The sequence below is a fragment of the Amycolatopsis sp. NPDC059027 genome (genome assembly GCF_042739735.1).
GTDB lineage: Bacteria > Actinomycetota > Actinomycetes > Mycobacteriales > Pseudonocardiaceae > Amycolatopsis.
In genome coordinates, this window is record NZ_JBHYIK010000112.1 from 1 (window position 1) to 21,130 (window position 21,130).

The 21,130-nt window shown below is 70.8% G+C and carries 19 protein-coding genes; 12 read left to right on the top strand and 7 right to left on the bottom strand.

Annotated elements, in window-relative coordinates:
- Positions 1-485 precede the first annotated feature (485 nt).
- Both ACFWY9_RS42260 and ACFWY9_RS42265 read right to left on the bottom strand, forming a co-directional pair.
- Positions 486-1,604: a winged helix DNA-binding domain-containing protein gene (locus ACFWY9_RS42260; RefSeq protein ID WP_378341525.1), complete on the bottom strand. Its 1,119-nt coding sequence runs from the start codon at positions 1,602-1,604 to the stop codon at positions 486-488.
- Positions 1,605-1,619: 15 nt separating this feature from the next.
- Entirely contained in the window at positions 1,620-2,018 is a 399-nt protein-coding gene (locus ACFWY9_RS42265; protein WP_378329812.1) for a DUF3224 domain-containing protein, read from the bottom strand.
- Positions 2,019-2,079: 61 nt separating this feature from the next.
- Between ACFWY9_RS42265 and ACFWY9_RS42270 the strand changes: the two genes are divergently transcribed.
- Together ACFWY9_RS42270 and ACFWY9_RS42275 are read left to right on the top strand one after the other, a co-directional pair.
- Positions 2,080-3,057 (top strand): helix-turn-helix transcriptional regulator, encoded by a 978-nt coding sequence (locus ACFWY9_RS42270; protein WP_378341526.1) that lies wholly within the window; start codon positions 2,080-2,082, stop codon positions 3,055-3,057.
- Positions 3,050-3,865: a uroporphyrinogen-III synthase gene (locus tag ACFWY9_RS42275; protein WP_378341527.1), complete on the top strand. Its 816-nt coding sequence runs from the start codon at positions 3,050-3,052 to the stop codon at positions 3,863-3,865. Before ACFWY9_RS42270 ends, ACFWY9_RS42275 begins: the two co-directional genes overlap by 8 nt.
- 335 nt (positions 3,866-4,200) lie before the next feature.
- Here the strand turns inward: ACFWY9_RS42275 and ACFWY9_RS42280 are convergent, their stop codons facing one another.
- A complete protein-coding gene (locus ACFWY9_RS42280) occupies positions 4,201-5,064 on the bottom strand; it encodes a siderophore-interacting protein (RefSeq protein WP_378329815.1) in 864 nt (287 codons plus the stop codon).
- A 26-nt stretch (positions 5,065-5,090) separates the two neighbouring features.
- On the bottom strand, positions 5,091-5,414 hold the full coding sequence (locus ACFWY9_RS42285; protein WP_378341528.1) for an MGMT family protein: 324 nt from the start codon (positions 5,412-5,414) through the stop codon (positions 5,091-5,093).
- Positions 5,415-5,487: 73 nt separating this feature from the next.
- Here ACFWY9_RS42285 and ACFWY9_RS42290 point away from each other — a divergent pair, with 73 nt between their 5' ends.
- On the top strand, positions 5,488-8,706 hold the full coding sequence (locus tag ACFWY9_RS42290; protein ID WP_378341529.1) for an ATP-dependent helicase: 3,219 nt from the start codon (positions 5,488-5,490) through the stop codon (positions 8,704-8,706).
- A complete protein-coding gene (locus ACFWY9_RS42295) occupies positions 8,703-12,014 on the top strand; it encodes an ATP-dependent helicase (protein ID WP_378341530.1) in 3,312 nt (1,103 codons plus the stop codon). Before ACFWY9_RS42290 ends, ACFWY9_RS42295 begins: the two co-directional genes overlap by 4 nt.
- A gap of 147 nt (positions 12,015-12,161) precedes the next feature.
- Here ACFWY9_RS42295 and ACFWY9_RS42300 read toward each other — a convergent pair whose 3' ends face one another.
- Positions 12,162-12,548, bottom strand: a complete 387-nt coding sequence (locus tag ACFWY9_RS42300; protein ID WP_378341531.1) for a hypothetical protein — start codon at positions 12,546-12,548, stop codon at positions 12,162-12,164.
- A gap of 92 nt (positions 12,549-12,640) precedes the next feature.
- Between ACFWY9_RS42300 and ACFWY9_RS42305 the strand changes: the two genes are divergently transcribed.
- Complete coding sequence (locus ACFWY9_RS42305; protein WP_378329820.1) at positions 12,641-13,723, top strand: potassium channel family protein; 1,083 nt, start codon at positions 12,641-12,643, stop codon at positions 13,721-13,723.
- A gap of 61 nt (positions 13,724-13,784) precedes the next feature.
- A complete protein-coding gene (locus ACFWY9_RS42310) occupies positions 13,785-14,243 on the top strand; it encodes a hypothetical protein (protein WP_378341532.1) in 459 nt (152 codons plus the stop codon).
- On the opposite strand, the gene ACFWY9_RS42315 is transcribed toward ACFWY9_RS42310, so the two are convergent.
- Positions 14,236-15,324: a neutral zinc metallopeptidase gene (locus ACFWY9_RS42315; RefSeq protein WP_378329822.1), complete on the bottom strand. Its 1,089-nt coding sequence runs from the start codon at positions 15,322-15,324 to the stop codon at positions 14,236-14,238. The genes ACFWY9_RS42310 and ACFWY9_RS42315 overlap by 8 nt on opposite strands.
- A 215-nt stretch (positions 15,325-15,539) precedes the next feature.
- Between ACFWY9_RS42315 and ACFWY9_RS42320 the strand changes: the two genes are divergently transcribed.
- The 4 genes from ACFWY9_RS42320 to ACFWY9_RS42335 are packed head-to-tail and all read left to right on the top strand — an operon-like array spanning position 15,540 to position 19,550.
- Entirely contained in the window at positions 15,540-16,808 is a 1,269-nt protein-coding gene (locus ACFWY9_RS42320; RefSeq protein WP_378329823.1) for a hypothetical protein, read from the top strand.
- On the top strand, positions 16,805-17,440 hold the full coding sequence (locus ACFWY9_RS42325) for a DUF4129 domain-containing protein (protein ID WP_378329824.1): 636 nt from the start codon (positions 16,805-16,807) through the stop codon (positions 17,438-17,440). The genes ACFWY9_RS42320 and ACFWY9_RS42325 overlap by 4 nt, the downstream gene beginning before the upstream one ends.
- Positions 17,437-18,576 carry a DUF4350 domain-containing protein gene (locus ACFWY9_RS42330; RefSeq protein WP_378341533.1) on the top strand — a complete coding sequence of 380 codons (1,140 nt, stop codon included), beginning with the start codon at positions 17,437-17,439 and terminating at the stop codon, positions 18,574-18,576. Before ACFWY9_RS42325 ends, ACFWY9_RS42330 begins: the two co-directional genes overlap by 4 nt.
- On the top strand, positions 18,573-19,550 hold the full coding sequence (locus ACFWY9_RS42335; RefSeq protein WP_378341534.1) for an AAA family ATPase: 978 nt from the start codon (positions 18,573-18,575) through the stop codon (positions 19,548-19,550). Before ACFWY9_RS42330 ends, ACFWY9_RS42335 begins: the two co-directional genes overlap by 4 nt.
- A 2-nt stretch (positions 19,551-19,552) precedes the next feature.
- Here ACFWY9_RS42335 and ACFWY9_RS42340 read toward each other — a convergent pair whose 3' ends face one another.
- Positions 19,553-19,756, bottom strand: a complete 204-nt coding sequence (locus ACFWY9_RS42340) for a hypothetical protein (RefSeq protein WP_378341535.1) — start codon at positions 19,754-19,756, stop codon at positions 19,553-19,555.
- A gap of 272 nt (positions 19,757-20,028) precedes the next feature.
- Between ACFWY9_RS42340 and ACFWY9_RS42345 the strand changes: the two genes are divergently transcribed.
- Both ACFWY9_RS42345 and ACFWY9_RS42350 read left to right on the top strand, forming a co-directional pair.
- A complete protein-coding gene (locus tag ACFWY9_RS42345) occupies positions 20,029-20,877 on the top strand; it encodes a helix-turn-helix domain-containing protein (RefSeq protein ID WP_378329828.1) in 849 nt (282 codons plus the stop codon).
- 2 nt (positions 20,878-20,879) lie between these two features.
- Positions 20,880-21,107 carry a DUF397 domain-containing protein gene (locus tag ACFWY9_RS42350; RefSeq protein WP_378329829.1) on the top strand — a complete coding sequence of 76 codons (228 nt, stop codon included), beginning with the start codon at positions 20,880-20,882 and terminating at the stop codon, positions 21,105-21,107.
- The last annotated feature ends 23 nt before the right edge of the window (positions 21,108-21,130 follow it).

Below are 21,130 nucleotides of genomic sequence, written 5' to 3' on the forward strand. Positions count from 1 at the left end.
CACGGCACGATCCTTCAACTCCCGCGGAAACCTGCTGCTCGCCACGCCGCTCATCCTTCCCAGAACGATCGGCCTCCAACAAACCCGGGGCGGTCTACGTCGTTGGGGTCGCTGAACGTTCCTTACGCGTCGTTCAGGACATCGCCGAGCATCCTTGACGCGCCGGACAGGAGCAGGGGACCTTTACTAACGTTGGTGAGCACGCTAACTGTTGGCAAGCTGAAGGACGTTAGCAAAGGTCCCTTGCTCACTCCGGCCGTCGCTTCCCATGCCGTGAAGGACTCCTTACCGGCACTGAGCGCCGTGAAGGAGTCCTTCACGGCAGATCACGCGAGCGGCCCACGGCACTTGTCCACAGGCGCGTCGCGATGTGGACAACTCGGGGCCGCGCCCGTCGATCACGAGGGTTTGTCGTACCCCGGCGATATGCTGTTGCAGGGCTGGCCCCCAGGGCGGGTGGGGGGTGCTCTAGGGGAGATACCGGGTCAGGGGAGCCAGGTAATGGTGGGGGAGGCGAAGCCGCGGGCGGTGGTGATGCGGGTGGCTTCGGCCTCGGCGGCGTCGCGGGCGGCGGGGTGGAGCGGGTCGAAGGCCGTGATCGTGAAAGCGAGGCGTTTTCCCGCCGACTTGGTGCGCCAGGTTCCGGCGATCTCGCCGCCCGCCAGCAGCACACCGGGGTTCCCCAGCATCTTCCAGACTTCCTTCTGCCGCGCCGGATCCGGCACCAGCACCGCCTTGTCGCGGGCCTGGATGAACGGGTCCCACGGCGGCAGGAGCCGCACGAGGTCCGGTTCCGGCGGGTTTTCCAGCGCAGGGAGCAGGTCGGTGGGCAGGAAGGCCCGTTTGCCGTCGACGCGGACCTCCGCGAGGTCGTCAGGCCACATCCGGTCCAGCACGGTTCTGGTCGTGCCGACGTAGCCGGCCGCGTCGCCGGGCGTGGCCGGGCCGTTGATCCGCAGGTAGCGTTCGACGACGCGGGTAGCCGCGGCTACGTCCGGTTTCGTGCGGATCGGGCCACGGCCCTCCAGCGGCGCGAGCGTGGCCGGGCTCTGGTCGGCTTCCAACCGGACACCGGCGTGTGGCGTCGCGATCCGCATCAGCTGTTCGTAGATGTGCGTCGCGTTGCAGCCCCGGCACCAGCGCGAGAAGGCGGGCGGCAGGATCTCGGTGATCGCGGTGCTCACCGCGCCCTTGGTCATCGGCCCCTTGACGACCTTGCGGATCGCGCGTGCCGTGGTGAACAGGACGTCCAGCGCGTCCAGCCCGGTTTCCCGCAATTGCTTACGCTGCCACAACATCCGCGCCAGCGCGTCGGCTTCGCCGAGCGGCACCAGCGACGCGGTGACCTCGGCCAACTCGGCGCGCCGGTGGAAATGCGGCGCACCCCGGTGCGACCACGCCAGCGCGAGCCGCTGATCGTCCACAAGGGACTCGGGGGTCACCACGCCGTCGAGCCGGGCGACCAGCCCGAGCAGCGCGGTGTCCCGCATGCTGTCCTGCAGGCCGAGGTCGAACACCGCCAGCTCGGCGGCGTCGGCCTCGGTCCGGTGCAGGCCATGCGCGGCGATCCGGTGCGCCAGCACCTGAACCCGGTCGACATTCACCGAAAAGCCGCCCTTCTAGTCCACTGTGTACTCGAACGTGTAGGCCACCGTCAGCACACCCGGTGTCCCCTTGATCGTGCCGCTTCCGGCCAGGCCCGCCAACTCGCCGGTCCCCGAGCCCGGCACGACGGTGAAGGTCGAGGACAGGCCGTCGAGGTCGAAGGTGAACTCGTGCCGCAGCACGAACGTCCCTTTGCGACCGTCGACGGAGCCTTCGATCCGGTCGTAACCCGGCGACGTCGTCCCGCCGCCGTCGTAGCCCTCGCCCGGGTAGAACAGCAGGTAGTCGCAGCTCGCCTCGCCCTCGATGACGCCGGAGAACGTCATCGAGGCGTGCGCGTAGGCCACCCGCGGCTCGCCCTCGCTGCCGCTGACGATCCGCTCTTCCCAGTTGTTCATGGTGAATGTGTTCATGCCCGTATCCTGACGCCTATACCTGTCAGCTTGTGTCAGGTTTTTCGGCGATACTGAAATCATGCGTGCGAGCAGACTGCTGTCGGTCCTCCTCCTGCTGCAGAACCGCGGCCGGATGACGGCTGACGAACTGGCCGCCGAGCTGGAGGTTTCCGTCCGGACGGTGTACCGCGACATCGAGGCGCTGTCGGCGTCCGGCGTCCCGGTGTACGCCGATCGCGGCCGCGCGGGCGGATACCAGCTCGTCGACGGCTACCGCACGCGGCTGACCGGGATGACCGAGGAGGAGGCGCAGTCGCTGTCACTGGCCGGGCTTCCGGTCGCCGCCGCGGAACTGGGTCTGGGCACGGTTCTCGCGGCTGCGCAGCTCAAGCTGTACGCCGCGCTCCCGCAGGAGTTGCGCAGCCGCGCCGGACGCGTCGCGGAGCGCTTCTACCTCGACGTTCCCGGCTGGCATCGCGGCATCGAGAGTCTGCCGGTGCTTTCGGCGGTCGCGGACGCGGTGTGGGGCAGCCGACGGATCCGGATCCGGTACGAACGCTGGGGCCAGCGCGTCGTCGAGCGGGTCGTCGAGCCGCTGGGGCTGATCCTCAAGGCGGGCAACTGGTATCTCGCCGGGCGGTGCGAGGGCACGGACCGGACGTACCGGATTTCGCGCGTGCTGGAGCTCGACGACCTGGGCGAGAAGTTCGAGCGGCCGGCGGACTTCGATCTTGCCCGGTACTGGCGGGAGTGGTCCGAGCAGTTCGAGCGGCGGATGTATCCGCGCGTTGCGGTGGTGCGCCTGTCGCCGCGCGCGCAGGCTCTCGTACCGTTCTACGCGGGTTCGGTCGGCGCGCGTGCGCTGCGGGCCGCTGTCGAGGGCGGTGCCGAGCCCGACGAGCACGGCTGGCTGACGATGGAGCTGCCGGTCGAACCGGGTGAGCCCGCGATCGGGGAGCTGCTGCGGTTCGGCCCGCACCTCGAGGTGCTGGCACCCGCGGACCTGCGTGCGCAGGTGGCCGAGGCGATCGAGGAGATGAGCGCGAGCTATGGGTGAACTCACCGGCGTCACCATCGGTGTCACCGCCGAACGCCGTGCCGACGACCTCATCGCGGCGCTGGCCCGGTACGGCGCCGAGGTCCGGCACGCGCCGACGATCACCATCGTCCCGCTGGACGCCGACCCCGAACTGCGGGCGGACACCGAGGCGGTGCTGTCCCGGCCGGTCGGCTTCACCGCGGTGACGACCGGCGCCGGATTCCGCGGCTGGCTCGCCGCGGCCGACGGCTGGGGACTGCGGCAACCCCTGCTCGACGCGCTCGGCGCGGCACGGATCTACGCGCGCGGGCCGAAAGCCGTTGGCGCACTGCGGGGCGTGGGCTTGCGTGAGACGTTCTCGGCGGCGAGTGAAAGCAACGCCGAACTCTTCGGCGCGTTGGCCGAGGCCGGAGTGGCGGACGAACGGGTCGTCGTCCAGCTGCACGGAACCCCATTGCCCGAGTTCACCGACACGCTGGCCTCGTCGGGCGCGGACGTCGTCGCGGTGCAGCCGTATCGGTGGCACTCGGCCCCGCCGGAACCGGTTCGGGAGCTGATCGACGCGGTGCTGGCCGGGGTGGTGCGGGCGCTGGCGTTCACCAGCGCGCCCGCGGCCGGGAACCTGCTGACGCTCGCGCGCGAATACGGGCGCTACGACGACCTCGTGGCCGCCTTGCGGAGCGGCTCGCCGATGTGCGCGTGCGTCGGGCCTGTCACCGCCGCGCCGCTGGAGGCGGTGGGGGTGGTGACCCGGCAGCCGGAGCGCCAGCGGCTCGGCGCCCTGGTGAAACTGCTGGTCGCGGAGCTTTCTGGCGCCGGGCGATAGCAAAGGTCCCTTGCTCCCGGCTCGCCGGTCGAGTGCTGAAGGACGCCTTCGGCACGCTCGTGACCTGGGGTTTCGACTGCGAAGAGGAGCAAGGGACCTTTGCTAACGTCCGTGAGCTAGCCAACGGTTAGTGCACTAAGCAGCGATAGCAAAGGTCCCTCGCTCCCGCTGGGCGGCTCTGATGGTCCGTGATGGCCTCCTTCACGGCGCTCAGTGCCGGTAAGGAGGCCATCACGGCGTCTAGCCCCAGCCCCCGTGCGTCTCCCGATGCCGGTAAGGACTCCTTACCGGCATCAGACGCCCGCAAGGTGGCCTTGACGGCACGGCGAAGGATGTCAGTCGTCGTCGGTGGGGAACTCGCCCGCGTCGATCTTGCGGACGCTTTCGCGGCTCGCGGCTTCTTCGCTGACGCCGTGGCGCCAGTAGCCGGTGAAGCAGATCGCGCGCTTGTCGACACCGCGTTCTCGCACGAGGTGGCGGCGGACGAGTTTCACCACGCCCGCTTCACCCGACACCCAGGCATACGGCGCGCCGCCGGGCAGGTCCGCGGTGCGGACGGCGTCCAGCAGCGCGTCGCCGTGCGGGCGGGAGCCGCGCAGGATCCAGTGCAACTCGACGACGCCCCTGGTGTCGAAGGTTTGCCGCTCCGAAGCGTCGCCGATCTCGACGTACACCGAGGCGCGCGTGGACGGCGAAAGGTCTTCCAGGATCGCGCCGATCGCGGGCAACGCCGTCTCGTCGCCGACGAGCAGCTGCCAGTCGGTGTCGTCCGGGACCTTGTACAGGCCGTGCGGACCGACGAAAGCGACGCGGTCACCGGGGGTCGCGCGGCCTGCCCACGCCGAGGCCGGGCCGTCGTCGCCGTGCAGCACGAAGTCCACGTCGATCTCGCACTGCTCGGGCCGGTGCGCGCGCACGGTGTAGGTCCGCATCGGCGGGCGTGTGTCGTCGGGCATCGCCAGGTACGTGCGGTACCACGACAACACCTCGTCGCCCGCCACCGGCGGTGGGAGTTGGGGCTCCTCCTGGCCTTCGAGCGGGAAGAACACCTTCACGTACTGATCCGGCGGACCGGCGGGCACCTCGCCGAACGACGACGCCGAGAACGTCACCCGGGTCATGTGCGGCGTGATCCGCTGGACCACCGTCGCCCGCGCGTGGTGATAGGTCACGGACGGACGGTCAACCTGCGTGCTCATTAGGGCAGGCTAACCTAAAAATCTCGTCAGAAAAGCCCCTCCGGTTCGTGATCTTCGGCGCCTTCCGGGCGCCACCGGTATTTTCGCAGGTCAACGCGCTGGTCGTCGGCGAGAACGCCTTCCGCGCGCAACCGCTCCAGCTGTTCGTGCAGCAGATGCGGCGCCGGTGTCCCGTTCGCGCGCAGCACGCGGTGCCACGGCAGGTCGTGCCCGTCCTCGGCGAGGATCCGGCCGATCAGCCGGGGCGAGGGCGCGCCGGACAGCGCCGCGATGTCGCCGTAGGTGGCGACCGTCCCCGACGGCACGTCGGCGATTACCGACCGCACCCGTTCGTGCAGTTCGTCGTCCATACCCCGCACTTTGCCGCATGGGTACGACAGTTCGGCGAGCCGGTGCGGGGCGCCGTCGCCGTGGCGTGATTCGATGCGAGACGTGAACGCGCGGAGAACGGGTCAGGCGAGCGCGCGGCTGGTGCGCACGCCGGTCCCCGGCACGCCCACGTTCACCTGGGATTCCGGCGCCCGGCGGGTGCTGTCCGCGCCGCAGGGCTTCCTCCGCGTGCTCGGCGGTCCCGGCACCGGGAAGACCGCGCTGCTCGCCTCCGCCGCCGCCCGCCGCATCGCCGACGGCGCCGACCCGGAGAGCGTCCTTCTGCTCACCACGTCCCGCAAGGCCGCCGAGGCGCTGCGGGCCGACATCACGCGACGCCTGACGTCGGACCCCGAGCAGTCCTCACCGCTGCCCCGCACCGTTCGTGAACCCCTGGTGCGAACGGTCCATTCGTACGCCTACGCGCTGCTGCGCCTGGAGGCCGCCGCCGAGGAACTGCCCGCGCCTCGCCTGCTCGCCGGCGCCGAGCAGGACGTCGTCGTACGCGAACTGCTCGCCGGTGACCTTGAGGCGGGCGCGCAGGACTGGCCCGAGCAGCTGCGGCCCGCGCTGCTCGTCCCCGGTTTCGCCGAGGAGCTGCGTGACCTGCTCTCACGGGCCGCCGAACGCGGGCTCGGGCCGGAGGACCTCGTCGAGCTGGGTCGCCGCCGCGATCGCGAGGAGTGGGTCGCCGCGGGCAAGTTCTGGTCGCAGTACGAGGAAGTCACGATGCTCTCCGGCGCAGGAGGCAACGCGCTCGGCCGGGCGAGCGCGCCCGCGCTGGACGCCGCCGAGCTGGTCACGTCCGCGCTGCTGGCGCTGGAGGACGACGAAGAACTGCGCGCGCGAGAGCAATCCCGCGTGCGGCACCTGTTCGTCGACGACGCCCATCACCTCGATCCGTTGCAGACCCAGCTGATCCGCGCGATCGGCCACGCGGCCGACGAATTCGTCGTCGCGGGTGATCCCGACCAGTCCGTGTTCTCCTTCCGTGGTGCCGATCCTCGGCTGTTCGCCGACGCCGATCCCGACGGCGATCGCACGGTCACGCTCACCACATCACACCGGCTCGCGCCCGCGATCCGCACCGCGGTCACGAAACTCGCCGCCACCCTGCCCGGCGCTTCGCCGCATCGCAAGATCGTCTCCCCGCCCGACGCGCGCGGCGGGAAGGTCCGCGTCCGGCTGATGCCGACACCGGCCGCGGAGGCGAGCTGGATCGCGGACCAGCTACGCCGCGCGCACCTCATCGATGGCGTCCCGTGGTCGGAGATCGCGGTGCTCGTCCGCTCGCCCGCCCGGACTTTCCTTGTGCTGCAACGCGCCTTGCGGGCCGCGGGAGTGCCGATCGGGTCGGCGACCGAGGAACTGCCGCTGGCCAAACAGTCCGCGGTCCGGCCGCTGCTGGCCGTGCTCAGGCTCGGCGCGGAACCCGAGCTGCTCGACGTCGACCTCGCCGAGATGCTGCTGTCCTCCCCGCTCGGTGGTGCCGACCCGCTCGCGTTGCGACGCCTTCGACGCGGTCTGCGGCGGCTGGAACTCGCGGGCGGCGGTCAGCGTTCCAGTGACGAACTGCTCGTGGAAGCCTTGCAGGGCGGGGACATTCTCGCCGGGCTGGCCGACGCCGAAGCAGGGCCGGTGCGGCGCGTCGGCAAGCTGCTGCACGTCACGCGCGAGGCTGTGCGGCGAGGTGAAGGCGTCGAGAACGTCTTGTGGGAGCTGTGGCAGGCCAGTGGTCAGGAGGACCGGCTGCTGCGGTTGGTCGAGCGCGGCGGTTCGCTCGGTTCGCAGGCCGATCGGGATCTCGACGCGGTGGTCGCGTTGTTCGACGCCGCCGGTCGTTATGTCGACAGGCTGCCCCGCGCGAGCGTCGCCGCCTTCGCGGACTACCTCGCCGCGCAGAACATCGGCGGCGACACCCTCGCCCCCGCCGCGATCCCGGCCGAGGGCGTCTCGCTGATGACGGCCCACGCCGCCGCGGGTCGCGAATGGACGGTCGTCGCCGTCGCCGGGGTGCAGGAAGGTGCGTGGCCGGATCTGCGGTTGCGTGGTTCGGTGCTGGGCGTGGAAAAACTCGTCGATCTCCTGTCCGGAGTGGACGATGACAAGGTGTCCGCGACGGCGCCGATCCTCGCCGAGGAACGACGGCTGTTCTACCTCGCGGCCGGGCGCGCACGGCAGACACTGCTGGTCACCGCCGTCGCGGGCGAGGACGAGCAGCCGTCGCGTTTCCTCGACGATCTGGAGGAGAACGGCGCCGAGGACGGGGCGCTGGACTCGCGCATGAAGCCGCCGGGACGTTCGCTCGTGCTCGCCGAACTCGTCGGTGAGCTGCGGGAAGTGGTCTGCGACGACAAGAGTGATCCCGAACGTCGGCAGCGTGCGGCCACTCAGCTGGCCCGGCTGGCGAAGGCGGGGGTGCCCGGCGCGCATCCGGACACCTGGTACGGGCTGCTCGAACCGTCCACAGAGGACCCCGTGCACAAACCCGGTGACCTGATCAGGGTTTCTCCGTCCACAGTGGAGATTCTGGTCAAGTGCCCGCTGCGCTGGCTCATCGAACGCCACGGCGGCAGCGATCCGGCGCAGCTCGCCGCGGTCACCGGGACGCTGGTGCACGGCCTCGCGCAGGCGGTCGCCGGTGGCAGCACGGAGGAACAGCTGCAGGCGGCACTCGACGACGCCTGGGCGCGGGTCGACGCGGGCGCGCCGTGGTTCTCCCGCCGGGAGCGCAACCGCGTCGAGCAGATGCTGCGGAACTTCGTGTCCTGGCTGGAACAAAGCCGCCGCGAGCTGATCGAGGCCGGCGTCGAACAGGACATCGAGGTCGAGCTGCCGATGGGTGACGACGAAGTCCGCGTCATGCTCAGGGGCCGCGTCGACCGGGTCGAGCTGGACAAGGACGGCCGCCCGGTCATCGTGGACATCAAGACCGGCAAGGTCCCGGTGTCCGGCGCGGACGCCGAGGCGCATCCCCAGCTGGCCGCGTACCAGCTGGCCGTGCTGCTCGGCGCGATCGGGGGCAAGGACACCCCGGGCGGCGCGCGGCTGGTGTATGTCGCGAAGTCGAACAACAAAACCGGTGCCACGCAACGGGACCAGGCGCCGCTCGACGAAGAGGGCGGCAAGCAGTGGCTGGAACTGGTGCGTGACGCGGCGGCCGCCGCGGTCGGGCCGGACTACCAGGCGAACGAGAACCCCGACTGCGACCGGTGCCCGGCCCGCGGCTGCTGCCCGCTGCGCCCGGAGGGCAGGCAGGTGACCGGCCCGTGAGCCCGTTGCTCATCGCGAACCCGGTCGAACCGGCCGACATCGCCGACGCGCTCGGCCTGCACCGCCCGACCCCGGAACAAGCCACCGTGATCGCCGCGCCGGTCGAGCCTTCCCTCGTCGTCGCCGGGGCAGGGGCGGGGAAGACTGAAACCATGGCCGCGCGCGTCGTCTGGCTGGTGGCCAACGGAATCGTGACCCCGGAACGGGTTCTGGGCCTGACGTTCACCCGCAAAGCCGCGCGGCAGCTCGGCGAGCGCGTCCGCGCGCGGCTGCGGCGGCTGGCCGGGTCCGGTCTGCTGGACCGGCTCGACCCGAGCGGCAGCCTGCGCGCCACCGTGCTCGCCGGGGAACCGACCGTCCTGACCTACCACGCCTACGCGGGCCGTCTGCTGTCCGAGCACGGGCTGCGACTGCCGGTGCAGCCCGGCGTACGGCTGTTGTCGGAGACGTCCTCGTGGCAGATCGCGCACCGCGTGGTGTCCACTTGGGACAATGACCTCGACACCGACCGCGTGCCGTCGACGGTGACCGCGCAACTGCTGGCGCTGGCGGGCGAACTCGGTGAGCACATGGTGTCCACCGAGCGGCTCGCGCAGTACACGTCGTGGTTGTGCGACGTCATCGAAAACGCCCCGCGAGCGAAGGGACAGCGGGCCGCACTGCCGGTCAAGCTCACCGAAATCATGGCGGCACAACGGTTCCGGCTCGCGCTGCTGCCGCTGGTCGAGGAGTACCACCGGCGCAAACGGGCCGAGGGTGCGCTCGACTTCGCCGATCAGATGTCCCTGGCGGCGCAGCTCGCCAGCGGCTATCCGGCTGTGGTCGCGGGCGAGCGGGAACGCTACGGCGCCGTGCTGCTCGACGAATACCAGGACACCGGGCACGCCCAGCGCGTGCTGCTGCGGGCGCTGTTCGGCGGCGTCGAGCACCCGCCGATGCCGGTGACCGCGGTCGGCGACCCGGCGCAGGCGATCTACGGCTGGCGCGGCGCGAGCGCGGCGAACCTGCCGCGCTTCACCACGGACTTCCCCCGGCACGACGGCGAACGGCTCGTGCCCGCGCACGATTTCGGGCTGTTGACCAGTTTCCGCAATCCGGCCGAGATCCTCGACCTCGCCAACGCGATTTCCGAACCGTTGCGCGCCCGCGGTCTCGGCGTCGAGCGGCTGCGCGCGCGGGACGGCGCGGGGCCCGCGGACATCGCCTGCGCGCTGCTGCCGGACATCCGCGCCGAACGGGAGTGGGTGGCCGACGCGCTGGCGCGACGCTGGTTCGCGGAGAAGGAGGAGACCGGGAAACCGCCGACCGCGGCCGTGCTGGTGCGGCGGCGGGCCGACATGGCACCGATCGCGGCCGAGCTGCGGGCTCGCGGGTTGCCGGTGGAGGTCGTCGGACTCGGCGGCCTGCTCGACGAGCCCGAGGTCGCCGACCTGGTCAGCACGTTGCGGGTGCTGGCCGATCCGCTGGCAGGGAGCGCGGCGGCGCGGCTGCTGACCGGCGCGCGTTGGCGGCTGGCGGCCGCGGACCTCGCGGCGTTGTGGCGGCGGGCCGGGGAGCTTTCCTCGCCGGTGCCCACCGCGGGAAAGGACAATCCCGAACTGGTCACCGAGCGCGCGGAGCAGGCGGGGCTGATCGACGCGATCGACGATCCCGGTGCGGAGGAACGGTATTCGCCCGACGGCTACCGGCGGATCCTGCGGGTCGGCCGGGAGCTGACGGCGTTGCGGCGCAGGCTCGACCAGTCGCTGCCCGAACTGGTCGCCGACGTCGAGCGGACGATGCTGCTCGACGTCGAATCCTTGGCACGTCCCGGATCCGCCGGGCGAGCGCATCTGGACGCGTTCGCCGAGGTCGTCACCGACTACGCCGAAACCGCGCCGACGGCAACCCTGCTGTCCTTTGTGGACTACCTGAACACGGCCGCGCACGCCGAGGACGGGCTGACACCCGGCGAGGTCGAGGTCGTCCCGGATCGGGTCCAGGTGCTCACCGTGCATTCGTCCAAGGGGCTGGAATGGCGTGTCGTCGCGGTCCCGCATCTGGTGCAGGAGGTGTTCCCCGGCAAGCGGCGGTCGTCGTCATGGCTGCGGACGTCGACGGCGCTGCCCGCCGCGTTGCGGGGCGACTCGGCGGACCTGCCGGACCTGCGGGTCGCCGAGGGCTATGACCGCAAGGAAGTTCAGGAAGGCCTCGAACTACATGAGGAAGGCTTCGCGGCGAAGGAGGCGGACGAGGAGCGGCGCCTGTGCTACGTCGCGCTCACGCGGTCCGAGCACGCGTTGATCGTCTCCGGGCACTGGTGGAACGAGAGCAGCACGCGGCCGAAGGGGCCTTCGGAGTTCCTGACCGAGATCGCGGATGTCCTGCGCTCGGAGGAAGTCGGGCATCTCGGCGTCTGGGCGGATCAGCCGGACGGGGACGACGAGAACCCGCTGGTGTCCGATTCCCGGACGGCGCGATGGCCGGTGGACCCGCTGGGCGATCGGCGGACCGGTGTGGCGAGCGGCGTCGACCTGGTGCGCGCGGCCATGGAGTCCGTTGTGGATGAACCGCCGAAACGGCCCGAATCGGCGGCGGAAGAGTCCACAGAGGACGCTGTGGACAGCGAGGACGATCGGGACACTGTGGACGATCCGGACGGCTGGATCGCCGACACCGACGTCCTGCTCGCCGAGTACGCGCGGACCAAGGACCGGGTCCAGCGCGTCGCGCTGCCGTCGCATCTTTCGGTGAGCCAGCTGGTCGCGCTCGCCGACGACGCCGAGCTGCTCGCGCAGCGGCTGCGTCGTCCGCTTCCGGTGCGTCCCAACACCTTCGCGCGCCGGGGTACCGCGTTCCACGGCTGGCTCGAGCAGCGCTTTTCCGGCGAACAGCTGTGGGAGATCGACGATCTGCCCGGCGCGGCCGACGTCGGGGAGGCGCCGGACACGGAGCTGGAGGCGTTGCAGGCGGCGTTCGAGAAGAGCGAGTGGTCACGCCGTGTGCCGCACGCGGTGGAGGTCCCGTTCTCCGCCGAGGTCGAGGGCATCACCGTGCGCGGCCGGATGGACGCCGTGTTCGCCGATCCCGACGGCGGCTGGACGGTGCTCGACTGGAAGACCGGCGCCGTGCCGGGCGAGGACCGGATGCCCGCGCTGGCCGTCCAGCTCGCCGCGTACCGGCTGGCCTGGGCCGCGCTGAAGAAGATCCCGGTCGACCGCGTCCGCGCGGCCTTCCACTACGTCCGTTCCGACCGGACCGTCCGCCCCGCCGACCTCCTCGACGCCGACGGCCTCCGAGACCTCCTCCGCGCCATCCCCGAGTCGTGATCCACCGGCGACCTCACGTGCTTGCGCGGAGGTCTCATGTGATTGAACGGAGATCTCACGTGATTGGGTGAGGTCCCCGCCCGATCACGCGAGATCTCCGTCTGATCACGCGAGATCTCCGGTGGGGCACGTGAGACCTCCGGTGGGTCAGGCGCGGTCGCGGACCTTCAGGGCCCAGGTGACCAGGGGGAACTGGAGGGGGAGGCGGAGCCAGGCCACGACGCGGAAGGGGAGTGGCGCGCGGCGGCGTTGGGCGTCGAGGGCCATCTTGACGTTGCCGGGGAAGACGCCGAGGAAGAGCAGGGCGGCGGCGAGGGCGCCGCGGCGGCGGGTGCGCGGAGCCGCGACGGCGGCGCCGACCGCGATCTCGGCGACGCCGGAGCCGTAGGTCCAGGCACGGGCGCTGCCGGGCAGCTGCTTCGGGATCAGCGAGTCGTACGGCTTGGGCACGACGAAGTGCAGGATCCCGCCGGTCACGAGCAAGCCCGCGAGCAGCTTTGCCGGTCGCTGGGAATGCTGAGAATTCGCTGGCATGCCGAACACTCTGACATGCGGCGCGGTCGGCGGCTCTCCGTTAGTCTCGCCGGTGTGAGTGACGCCGCACACCGTCCGCGCGGAGCCGGTGCATGAAGGGCCTGAAGCGTTTGCCGCTGAGCGGCCTGCTCAGCGACCGTCCCGACCACGAGCTGGTCGGCGTGATCCGGATGCCGGAACTGACGGTCAGCCCGATGCGTTCGATCGTCAAACGCATCATCGGCGCGCTGCTCGCCCTGCTGGCGACCGTGCTGATCGTCTACCTCGACCGCGACGGCTACCGGGACGCGAACGGCGACGGACTGTCCCTCCTGGACAGCCTGTACTACGCGACCGTCTCGCTCTCGACCACCGGATACGGCGACATCGCCCCCGCGACGTCGTCGGCGCGGCTGGTGAACGTCCTGGTGATCACGCCGTTGCGGGTGCTCTTCCTCATCGTCCTGGTCGGGACGACACTGGAAGTGCTCACCGAACGCTCCCGGCAGGCTTTCAAGATCCAGAAGTGGAGGACGAAGGTGCGGGATCACACCGTCGTCGTCGGGTTCGGCACGAAGGGCCGGTCGGCGGTCAAATCGCTGCTCGGGGACGAGGACCTCGCGGCCCACCAGATCGTCGTGGTCGACACCGACCAGCAGGCGTTGGACGCCGCCGGCGCGCTCGGCCTGGTCACCGTGCACGGTTCGGCGACCCGCTCGGACGTGCTGCGGGTGGCCGGGGTGCAGCACGCGAGGGCCGTCGTGGTGGCCCCGAACCGGGACGACACGGCCGTGCTGGTGACCCTCACCGCGCGCGAGCTGGCGCCGAAGGCCCACATCGTCGCGTCGGTGCGGGAGGCGGAGAACGTCCACCTGCTCAAGCAGTCCGGGGCCAACCAGGTCGTGGTGTCGAGCGAGACCGCGGGCAGGCTGCTCGGGATGGCGACCTCGACACCGCAGGTGGTGGACATGGTCGAGGACCTGCTGACGCCGGAGTCGGGGCTGGCGATCGCGGAACGCGCGGTCGAGCCGTCGGAGGAGGGCGGTTCGCCGCGGCATCTGCCGGACATCGTGCTGGGCGTGGTCCGCGACGGCACGTTGTACCGGGTCGACGCGCCGCAGGCCGACGCGATCGAGCCGGGTGACCGCCTGCTGTATGTGAAAAAGGTGACGTCCGCGGAGAAGATCGAGCGCTGAGGCGGGTGAGCCGCCGACGCCGCGGTGGGTTTCGCCGCCGGGATCTGGAACCATGGGCGACGTGCGCCCGGACCCTGTCAGACAGCCCGCCCTGCGATGGACCTCGGTGGCGATCCCGGCCGTCGTCGGCGCCGTGGTCGTTTTCCTCGCCTGGTTCAGCGGGCCGGGGCTGTTCGGGATCGACACGGCCGACACCGGGACCTCGGTGCAGGCGGAGATCGTCAAGCCCACCGCGTGCTCGACGCCCGATCCGATGGAGACCGTCCGGTTCTCCTTCGAGGGCAAGACCCGTGAAGGAACGCTGAGCGGCTGCGGTCACGGTCCCGGCGAGCGTGTCGAGGTCAGCGTGCCCAGCGGCGCGGCCGCCGAAGGCACTCTCGCGGTGCGCACGGCGAAGACGTCACAGGGATCGAGCGATCTGCGGATGCCGCTCGGGCTCGCGCTGCTGGTGTTCAGCTGTTTTGCCGGCGCGTACTACGTCTTCCTCTACGTGCGCGGCCCGCGCGTAGCGGTCAGCTGACCTCGGACGCCGGGGCGGCGAAGGTGTTGCAGTCGGCGATCCGGTTGTTGGTCGCGCCCGCCCGCCACCATGCCGCGTAGTGCGCGTTGGTGCCGTGGTCGCGGCTGTGCGAGGTGTTGTCGCCGCGGGTTTCCTGGTCGTTCCACGCCTTGTTGTACATGTCGCGGGTGACCGTGCCGCCCTGGTCGACGTGGGCGCCGAGGAACATCCCGGAGAAGCACTGGGCCTGCAGTTCCTTGCGCCGTGACATCTCCAGCCCGGCGGGGCTGTTCTGGCCGGCCTCGTAGATCTTCTGCCACGCGGCGTCCATCAGCCCGGCGACCTCCTGGACGTGGTGGCCGTATTCGTGGGCGAACAGCGCGAGGTAGACGCCGGGGTTGTTGCCGTACTGGTCGGTCTGCAGCCCGCGGAAGGGCACGTAGAGGTTGTTCTCGCAGTAGTAGGCCGCGGTCGCGATGCCGACCTGGATGGTGCCGCATTCGGTCTCGAAGCTGGCGCCGGTCGGGAAGTGCAGCGAGGGCGGGGTGAACGGCAGGTGGTAGGCCTGCAGGAACGGGCCCCACGCCGCGTTGAGGCAGTTGCTGGCCGCGGTGAAGAAGGCCTCCGCGCCGCTCTGGGTGCTCTGCCACGGCGGCAGGTCGCAGACGCGGTTCTGCAGTCCGGCGTTCTTGTCCAGCAGGATCGGGTGATCGGCCAGCTTGAGGATCTTCTGCGGGCCCTCGTTGCTGGGCGCGGAGGACGACATCGAGGGTGGCGCGGTGGCGGTGGCCGACTGCGGCGACGACGCGCCGGCCGGGGGAAGTTCGCTGGGCGCCGAGGGGGACGGCGTGTTCTGGTAGCCGGTGGACGCGACCGGGGTGTCGTTCTTGTTGAGCGCGACGATGGCGACCAGGCCGAGCACGAGGACGGCGACCGCGCCGAGGCAGATGCCGATGATCGCGCCGGGTGAGCGGCGTGGTGGGGGCGAGGGGAACTGGTGGTGCTGCCCCGGCGGCCAGGGCGCGGCCGGTGGCGGGCCCGGTACGGGCGGCGGCTGGACGGGTCCGCGCGGCGGCAGGTTGCCGTGGGGCGGTTGCGTCATCGATGCGGTCCCGGTTCTAGAGGTCACAGCGGTCGAGAAGGGCCAGGACGAGCCCGGCCCGGGTTCAGCATATCGGGGGAACGGGGTCGGTCCCCAGCAATCGTCTCCTCCCGCCCGTGCCGGTGCACGCCGGGCGCGGACGTCCCCCCAGCTCTGGCCCGGTTTGCGGGGCTCTGGAAGAGTGTTGTCAACCGATGTCGGAGACGAGGGGCGCGATGACGCAGACCGGAGGCTCGCCAGAGCCGGAAGGGGCCGAAACACCCAAGCAGGGCATCCCCGCGCAGCCGGAGGCCGCGAAGCCGGAGTCTTCCGCGCCGGAGGGGACGCCGGTGCCGGGCGCTGGGCCTCCGCCGGGGCCGCCGCAGACGGAGTGGCAGGCGCCGGGCGGGACGCCGGGGCAGCCCGCCGCGTCCACACCGGAATCGCCGGGGTCTTCCGCGCCGGGCGCGACGTCCGCGCCGGAGGGCGCGCCGGTGCCGGGTGCCGGGCCTCCGCCGGGGCCGCCGCAGACGCAGTGGCAGGCGCCGGGCGGACCGCCGCCGGGCACGCAGCCGCCGCCGGGCTACCCCGCCTACCCGCAGCAGCCTCAGTGGAACCCGCACGGGCTGGGCAAGCCGGGCGTGATCGCGCTGCGTCCGCTGAACCTGGGCGACATCCTCGACGGCTCGATCACGACGATCCGCCGCTATCCGCTGATGATCCTGGGGATCTCGGCGGTGGTCGCGGTGATCACGTCCGGGCTGCAGCTGCTGGTGTCGTCGCTGGTGCTGCCGGATCTCGAAACGGTCGCCAGGCTGGGGCCGGGCGCGACCGAGCAGGAACTGCGGAACGCCGCGTTCGGCCTGCTCGGCGACGCGCTGCTCACGCTGTTGCCGACGCTCGTGATCACCCTGCTCGGGCACACGTTCCTCAGTGGATTCCTCACCGAGGTGGCGGGCAAGGCGGTGCTGGGCCGCCCGGTCGACTTCAAGACGTCGATGCGGGCGGTCGCGCCGCGGTTGCTGCCGCTGCTCGGCCTGACAGTGCTGTACACGCTGGCGACGATCGTGGCCGCGGCGTTCTGCCTGCTGCCCGCGGTGATCCCGTACATCTTCTGGGCGCTGGCGAGCCCGGCGCTGATTCTGGAACGCGGCACCGTGCGGCAGGCGTTCTCGCGGTCGGTGAAGCTGGTGTCGGGCTCGTTCTGGCGGGTGCTCGGGATCCTGCTGCTCGCGGCGCTGATCGGCTGGATGATCAGCTCGATCATCCAGGTGCCGTTCAACATCGGGTCCGGGGTGTTCTCGCAGCTGACGAACCCGGGCAAGGTCGTGGTGCCGAGCACCGGCGATCTGCTGCTGTCCTCGGTCGGTTCGGTGATCGTGCAGACCGTGGTCGCGCCGTTCACCTCGCTGGTCACCGTGCTCGTCTACATCGACCAGCGGATGCGCCGGGAGGGGATGGACATCGAGCTGGCCCGCGCGGCCGGGATGACGCCGCCGCGGTGATCGGCCCGTTCGCCGCCGACGTCCCGGTCGACATCGACCGGGACACCGCGCGGCTGCGCGCGATCGAGGAGCTGCGTGATCCGGGGTACGCGGCGGCGCGGCCCGGGTTGTTGCAGCAGGCGGCGAACTGGATCGGCGCGCGGATCGAGGAATTCCTGGAGACGGTGTCCCAGGTGGTGCCCGGCGGGATCTTCGGGCTGCTGCTGATCGTGGTGCTGCTCATCGTGCTCGCGGTGGTGATCCGGCTGCGGGTGGGCAAGGTGGCTCGCGCGTCGCGGGCGTCGCAGCCGGTGTTCCATGGCGCGCGGCGGAATGCCGCCGACCACCGGCGTGCCTCCGCCGAGGCCGCCGCGCGCGGGGACTTCGCCGACGCCGTGCGGGAGCGATTCCGTGCCGTGGTGCGGGATCTGGAGGAACGCGCGGTGCTCGACGTCCGGTCGGGACGGACCGCGGACGAAGCCGCCGCCGAGGCGGGCGCGGTGCTGCGGGAGCTGGCCGGGGCGTTACGGGACGGCGCGCGGCGCTTCGACGACGTCCACTACGGCGGGCGTCCCGGCACCGAGGACTCCTATCGCTTTCTGTCCGATTTGGACGATCGGTGCCGGAAGGCCCGTCCGGTGGCGATTTCGTGAGTACTTCGGTTTCGCCGGATCTGCGCCGGATCTGGCGTGGGGCGCGAGTCCCGCTGGCCTTGCTGCTGCTGGTTTTCGTGACCGGGCTGGTGCTCCTGCTGAGCAGGGGCGATCAGACGACCGGTGCGCTCGAGCCCGGTTCGTACCAGCCGGAAGGCAGCCGCGCGCTGGCGAAGCTGCTCGGGTCCGAGAGGGTGGACGTCCGCGCGGTGCACACGCTCGCCGACGCCTCCGGTGCGCTCGAAAACGCGACCTTGCTGGTCACCCAGCCGGATCTGGTGCCGCCAGGGGAACTCGCCGAACTCCGGAAGCGGTCCGCCCACGTGGTGCTCGTGGCGCCCGGCCCGGAAGTCCTCAAAGGACTGTTGCCGGGCGTCCACGCTGTCGGCGATGGCGAGGTCCGCACGCTCGCGCCGGCCTGCACGGTCGGCGCCGCGGTCGCGGCCGGGGACGCCACGATGGGCGGAATCCGTTACCGCTCAACGGATCCTGGCGCCCGCTCGTGTTATCGCGACGGTGCCGGGGGCACGTTGGTGCAGGTGGGCGACGGGCACGGGACCGTGACGGTACTGGGCACCCCGGCGCCGTTGACGAACGACCGGATCGCCGAGCAGGGCAACGCGGCGCTGGTGACGCGGCTGCTGGGGCAGCATCCGCGGCTGGTCTGGTATCTGCCCTCGGCCGACGACCCGGCGCTGGCCGGCGGCAAGAAGTCGATCACCGAGCTGATCCCCGTGGGCTGGCGGTTCGGGGCGCTTCAGGCCGGGATCGCGGTGGTGCTGCTGGCTTTGTGGCGGGCACGGCGGCTGGGTCCGGTGGTCACGGAGCCGTTGCCGGTGGTCGTGCGGGCGGCGGAGGCCGCGGAGGGCCGGGCGCGGCTGTACCGGCGGGGCCGGGCGACCGGGCACGCGGCGGAGACGTTGCGGGAGGCGTCGCGGACGCGGCTGCGTTCCGTACTGGGGTTGCCGCCGGACGCCGGTCCGGCGGCGGTGGTCGAATCGGTGAGTGCGCGCAGCGGGCGGAGCGGCGCCGAGGTCGGCGCGGTGCTCTACGGGCCGCCGCCTGCGGACGATCCCGCGCTGGTGCGGCTGGCCGATGAACTGGACAAGCTCGAGAGTGAAGTGGAGCGGTTGTGAGCGGTACGGAAACGCAGATCGGGCCGGTCGAGGCGCGGAACGCGCTGATCGCGTTGCGCGCCGAGGTCGGTAAGGCCGTGGTGGGCAACGACGCGGCGGTCACCGGGCTGATCCTCGCGCTGCTGTGCCGGGGGCACGTGCTGCTCGAAGGCGTTCCCGGGGTGGCGAAGACGTTGCTGGTACGGGCTTTGGCGGCGGCGCTGGACCTGGGGACGACGCGGGTGCAGTTCACGCCGGACCTGATGCCGGGCGACGTCACCGGGTCCATTGTGTACGACGCGCACAGCGGCGAGTTCTCCTTCCGTGAGGGCCCGGTGTTCACGAACCTGTTGCTGGCGGACGAGATCAACCGGACGCCGCCGAAGACGCAGTCGTCGTTGCTGGAGGCGATGGAGGAGCGGCAGGTCTCGATCGACGGGCGGTCGCGGCCGCTGCCGGACCCGTTCATCGTGATCGCGACGCAGAACCCGGTGGAGTACGAGGGGACGTATCCGCTGCCGGAGGCGCAGCTGGACCGGTTCCTGCTGAAGCTGACGATGCCCGCGCCGGGGCGGGACGACGAGATCGGGATCCTGCTGCGGCACGCGCAGGGCTTCGATCCGCGGAATCTGGCGGCGGCCGGGGTGCGCCCGGTGGCGGGTGCTGCGGAACTGGAAGCGGCCCGCCGCGCGGTGGCGAACGTGACGGTAGGGCCGGAGGTGATCGGTTACGTCGTGGATCTGTGCCGGGCGACGCGGGAGTTGCCTTCGGTGCGGCTCGGGGTTTCGCCGCGTGGCGCGACGGCGTTGCTCGCGGTGTCGCGGGCGTGGGCGTGGCTGGCCGGCCGGGACTACGCGACGCCGGATGACGTGAAAGCCTTGGCGCGCCCGGCTTTGCGGCATCGGCTCGACGTGCGGCCGGAGGCGGAGCTGGAAGGCGTGACCGCCGACGGCGTGCTGGACCGGGTGCTCGCCTCGGTCGCCGTGCCGCGCTGAGTTCAGTCCTGTTCGGGCTCGGTCTGGTCGACCCACACCAGCCGGGCCTGGATGTGTTTGCCAAAGCCGAAGCTGGGCAAGGCGTCCTCGGGCTGTTTCAGGACCAGGTGAAGCGAATGGTCCACGCTGACGGCCTCGGCGTGCTCGGTGAAGGCCATGCCCCACCCCGCGATGCGGGCGTCGACCCGCTCGCCGTACTCCTGCACGATCGCGAACAGCCGTGGCGCCTCGTTGGCGGCGAGCGAGTCCAGGATCCTGGCGAAGGTTTCCTCCTCACACAGCGGAGTGCGGCCGCTGGGGTCTTCGATCAGCGCGTCCAGCGGGTTGGCGTGTCCGTCGTCGGCGTGGCTGAGCTTCTGGGATAGCGTCGCGACTCCTGCTGATCGTGGTCGATTGAGTACTGTGTGTGATTCTAGAGACTAAACTTAGTCGCTAGGCTGAGACCATCGTCAGTTCGGGTGAATGAGAGGTCGTCGCGATGACGTCGAGTCCCACGGTGTGGCTGCGCTGGCTTTCGCACGAGATGTCGAGGCTGCGCAAGGAAGCCGGGCTGGAACGCGCGGAGGTCGCGAAGGCCATCCGGTGCTCGCCGCAGAAGATCGGGCATCTGGAAACCGCCGTGGTGGCGCCGAAGGTCCGCGATCTCGAAGAGATCCTCCTGCCGATGTACCACGTGCCGGAGGAACGCTGGCCGTTCTACCTCCAGGCGGCGAAGGACGCGCGCAAGAAGGGCTGGTGGGAAAGCCACGCCGACGCGCTCCCGAGCTGGTTCTCGCTCTTCGTAGGGCTGGAACAGGGTGCGTCGGAGCTGCACGTCTGGAATCCGCAGCTGGTCCATGGCCTGTTGCAGACCGAGGACTACGCGGCAGCCGCTGTTCGCGGCGGAAGCCCCGACCTGGCCGACGCTGAGGTGGACAAGGCCGTCGAGGTCCGCTTGGCACGTCAGAAAATCCTTGATGCCAAGGACGCGCCACGGTTGTGGTTCGTGGTCGGCGAATCCGCGCTGCGCGCCAACTTCGGCGGCAGGGAAACCATGCGCGGGCAACTGGAGCACCTGCATCGGATGGCTGGACGACCGCGGATCACCGTGCAGGTTCTGCCGCAGGATGTCGACGCACATCCGGGCATCCGTGGGCCGTTCACCGTCATGGGCTTTCCTACGGAAGGTGATCCGGGCCTGGTGTACATCGAGTACCACACCGGGAGCGTCTATTTGGAGGAACCTCGGGAGGTCAAGGCACACCAGATAGACTTGGAACACCTGCGCGGCCTGGCGTTGAGCCCGGCTGCCTCACGGAAGCGGATCGCCGCGATCGCGAAGGAGTAGTGATGACCGAGCCTGCGTGGAGCGACGTGGACCTGACCGACGTCACCTGGCGCAAGTCCACCTTCAGCGCGGGTAACGGTGAATGCGTAGAGGTCGCCCCCCTGCCCGACGGCCGGATCGCCATGCGCAACAGCAACCACCCGGACGCTGGCGCGGTCTTCTTCACCCGCGCCGAAATGTCCGCCTATCTCAACGGCGTCAAATCCGGCGAATTCGACGACCTGACCTAGCCGACCCTCCAAGCACGCGAGTC

Excerpts from the sequence above, each read along its gene's own strand:
- ACFWY9_RS42275 (WP_378341527.1), top strand. The coding sequence starts at position 3,050 with ATGGGTGAACTCACCGGCGTCACCATCGGTGTCACCGCCGAACGCCGT.
- ACFWY9_RS42345 (WP_378329828.1), top strand. The coding sequence starts at position 20,029 with ATGACGTCGAGTCCCACGGTGTGGCTGCGCTGGCTTTCGCACGAGATG.
- ACFWY9_RS42315 (WP_378329822.1), bottom strand. The coding sequence starts at position 15,324 with ATGACGCAACCGCCCCACGGCAACCTGCCGCCGCGCGGACCCGTCCAG.
- ACFWY9_RS42270 (WP_378341526.1), top strand. The coding sequence starts at position 2,080 with ATGCGTGCGAGCAGACTGCTGTCGGTCCTCCTCCTGCTGCAGAACCGC.
- ACFWY9_RS42305 (WP_378329820.1), top strand. The coding sequence starts at position 12,641 with ATGAAGGGCCTGAAGCGTTTGCCGCTGAGCGGCCTGCTCAGCGACCGT.
- ACFWY9_RS42320 (WP_378329823.1), top strand. The coding sequence starts at position 15,540 with ATGACGCAGACCGGAGGCTCGCCAGAGCCGGAAGGGGCCGAAACACCC.
- ACFWY9_RS42285 (WP_378341528.1), bottom strand. The coding sequence starts at position 5,414 with ATGGACGACGAACTGCACGAACGGGTGCGGTCGGTAATCGCCGACGTG.
- ACFWY9_RS42290 (WP_378341529.1), top strand. The coding sequence starts at position 5,488 with ATGCGAGACGTGAACGCGCGGAGAACGGGTCAGGCGAGCGCGCGGCTG.
- ACFWY9_RS42350 (WP_378329829.1), top strand. The coding sequence starts at position 20,880 with ATGACCGAGCCTGCGTGGAGCGACGTGGACCTGACCGACGTCACCTGG.
- ACFWY9_RS42300 (WP_378341531.1), bottom strand. The coding sequence starts at position 12,548 with ATGCCAGCGAATTCTCAGCATTCCCAGCGACCGGCAAAGCTGCTCGCG.
- ACFWY9_RS42280 (WP_378329815.1), bottom strand. The coding sequence starts at position 5,064 with ATGAGCACGCAGGTTGACCGTCCGTCCGTGACCTATCACCACGCGCGG.
- ACFWY9_RS42265 (WP_378329812.1), bottom strand. The coding sequence starts at position 2,018 with ATGAACACATTCACCATGAACAACTGGGAAGAGCGGATCGTCAGCGGC.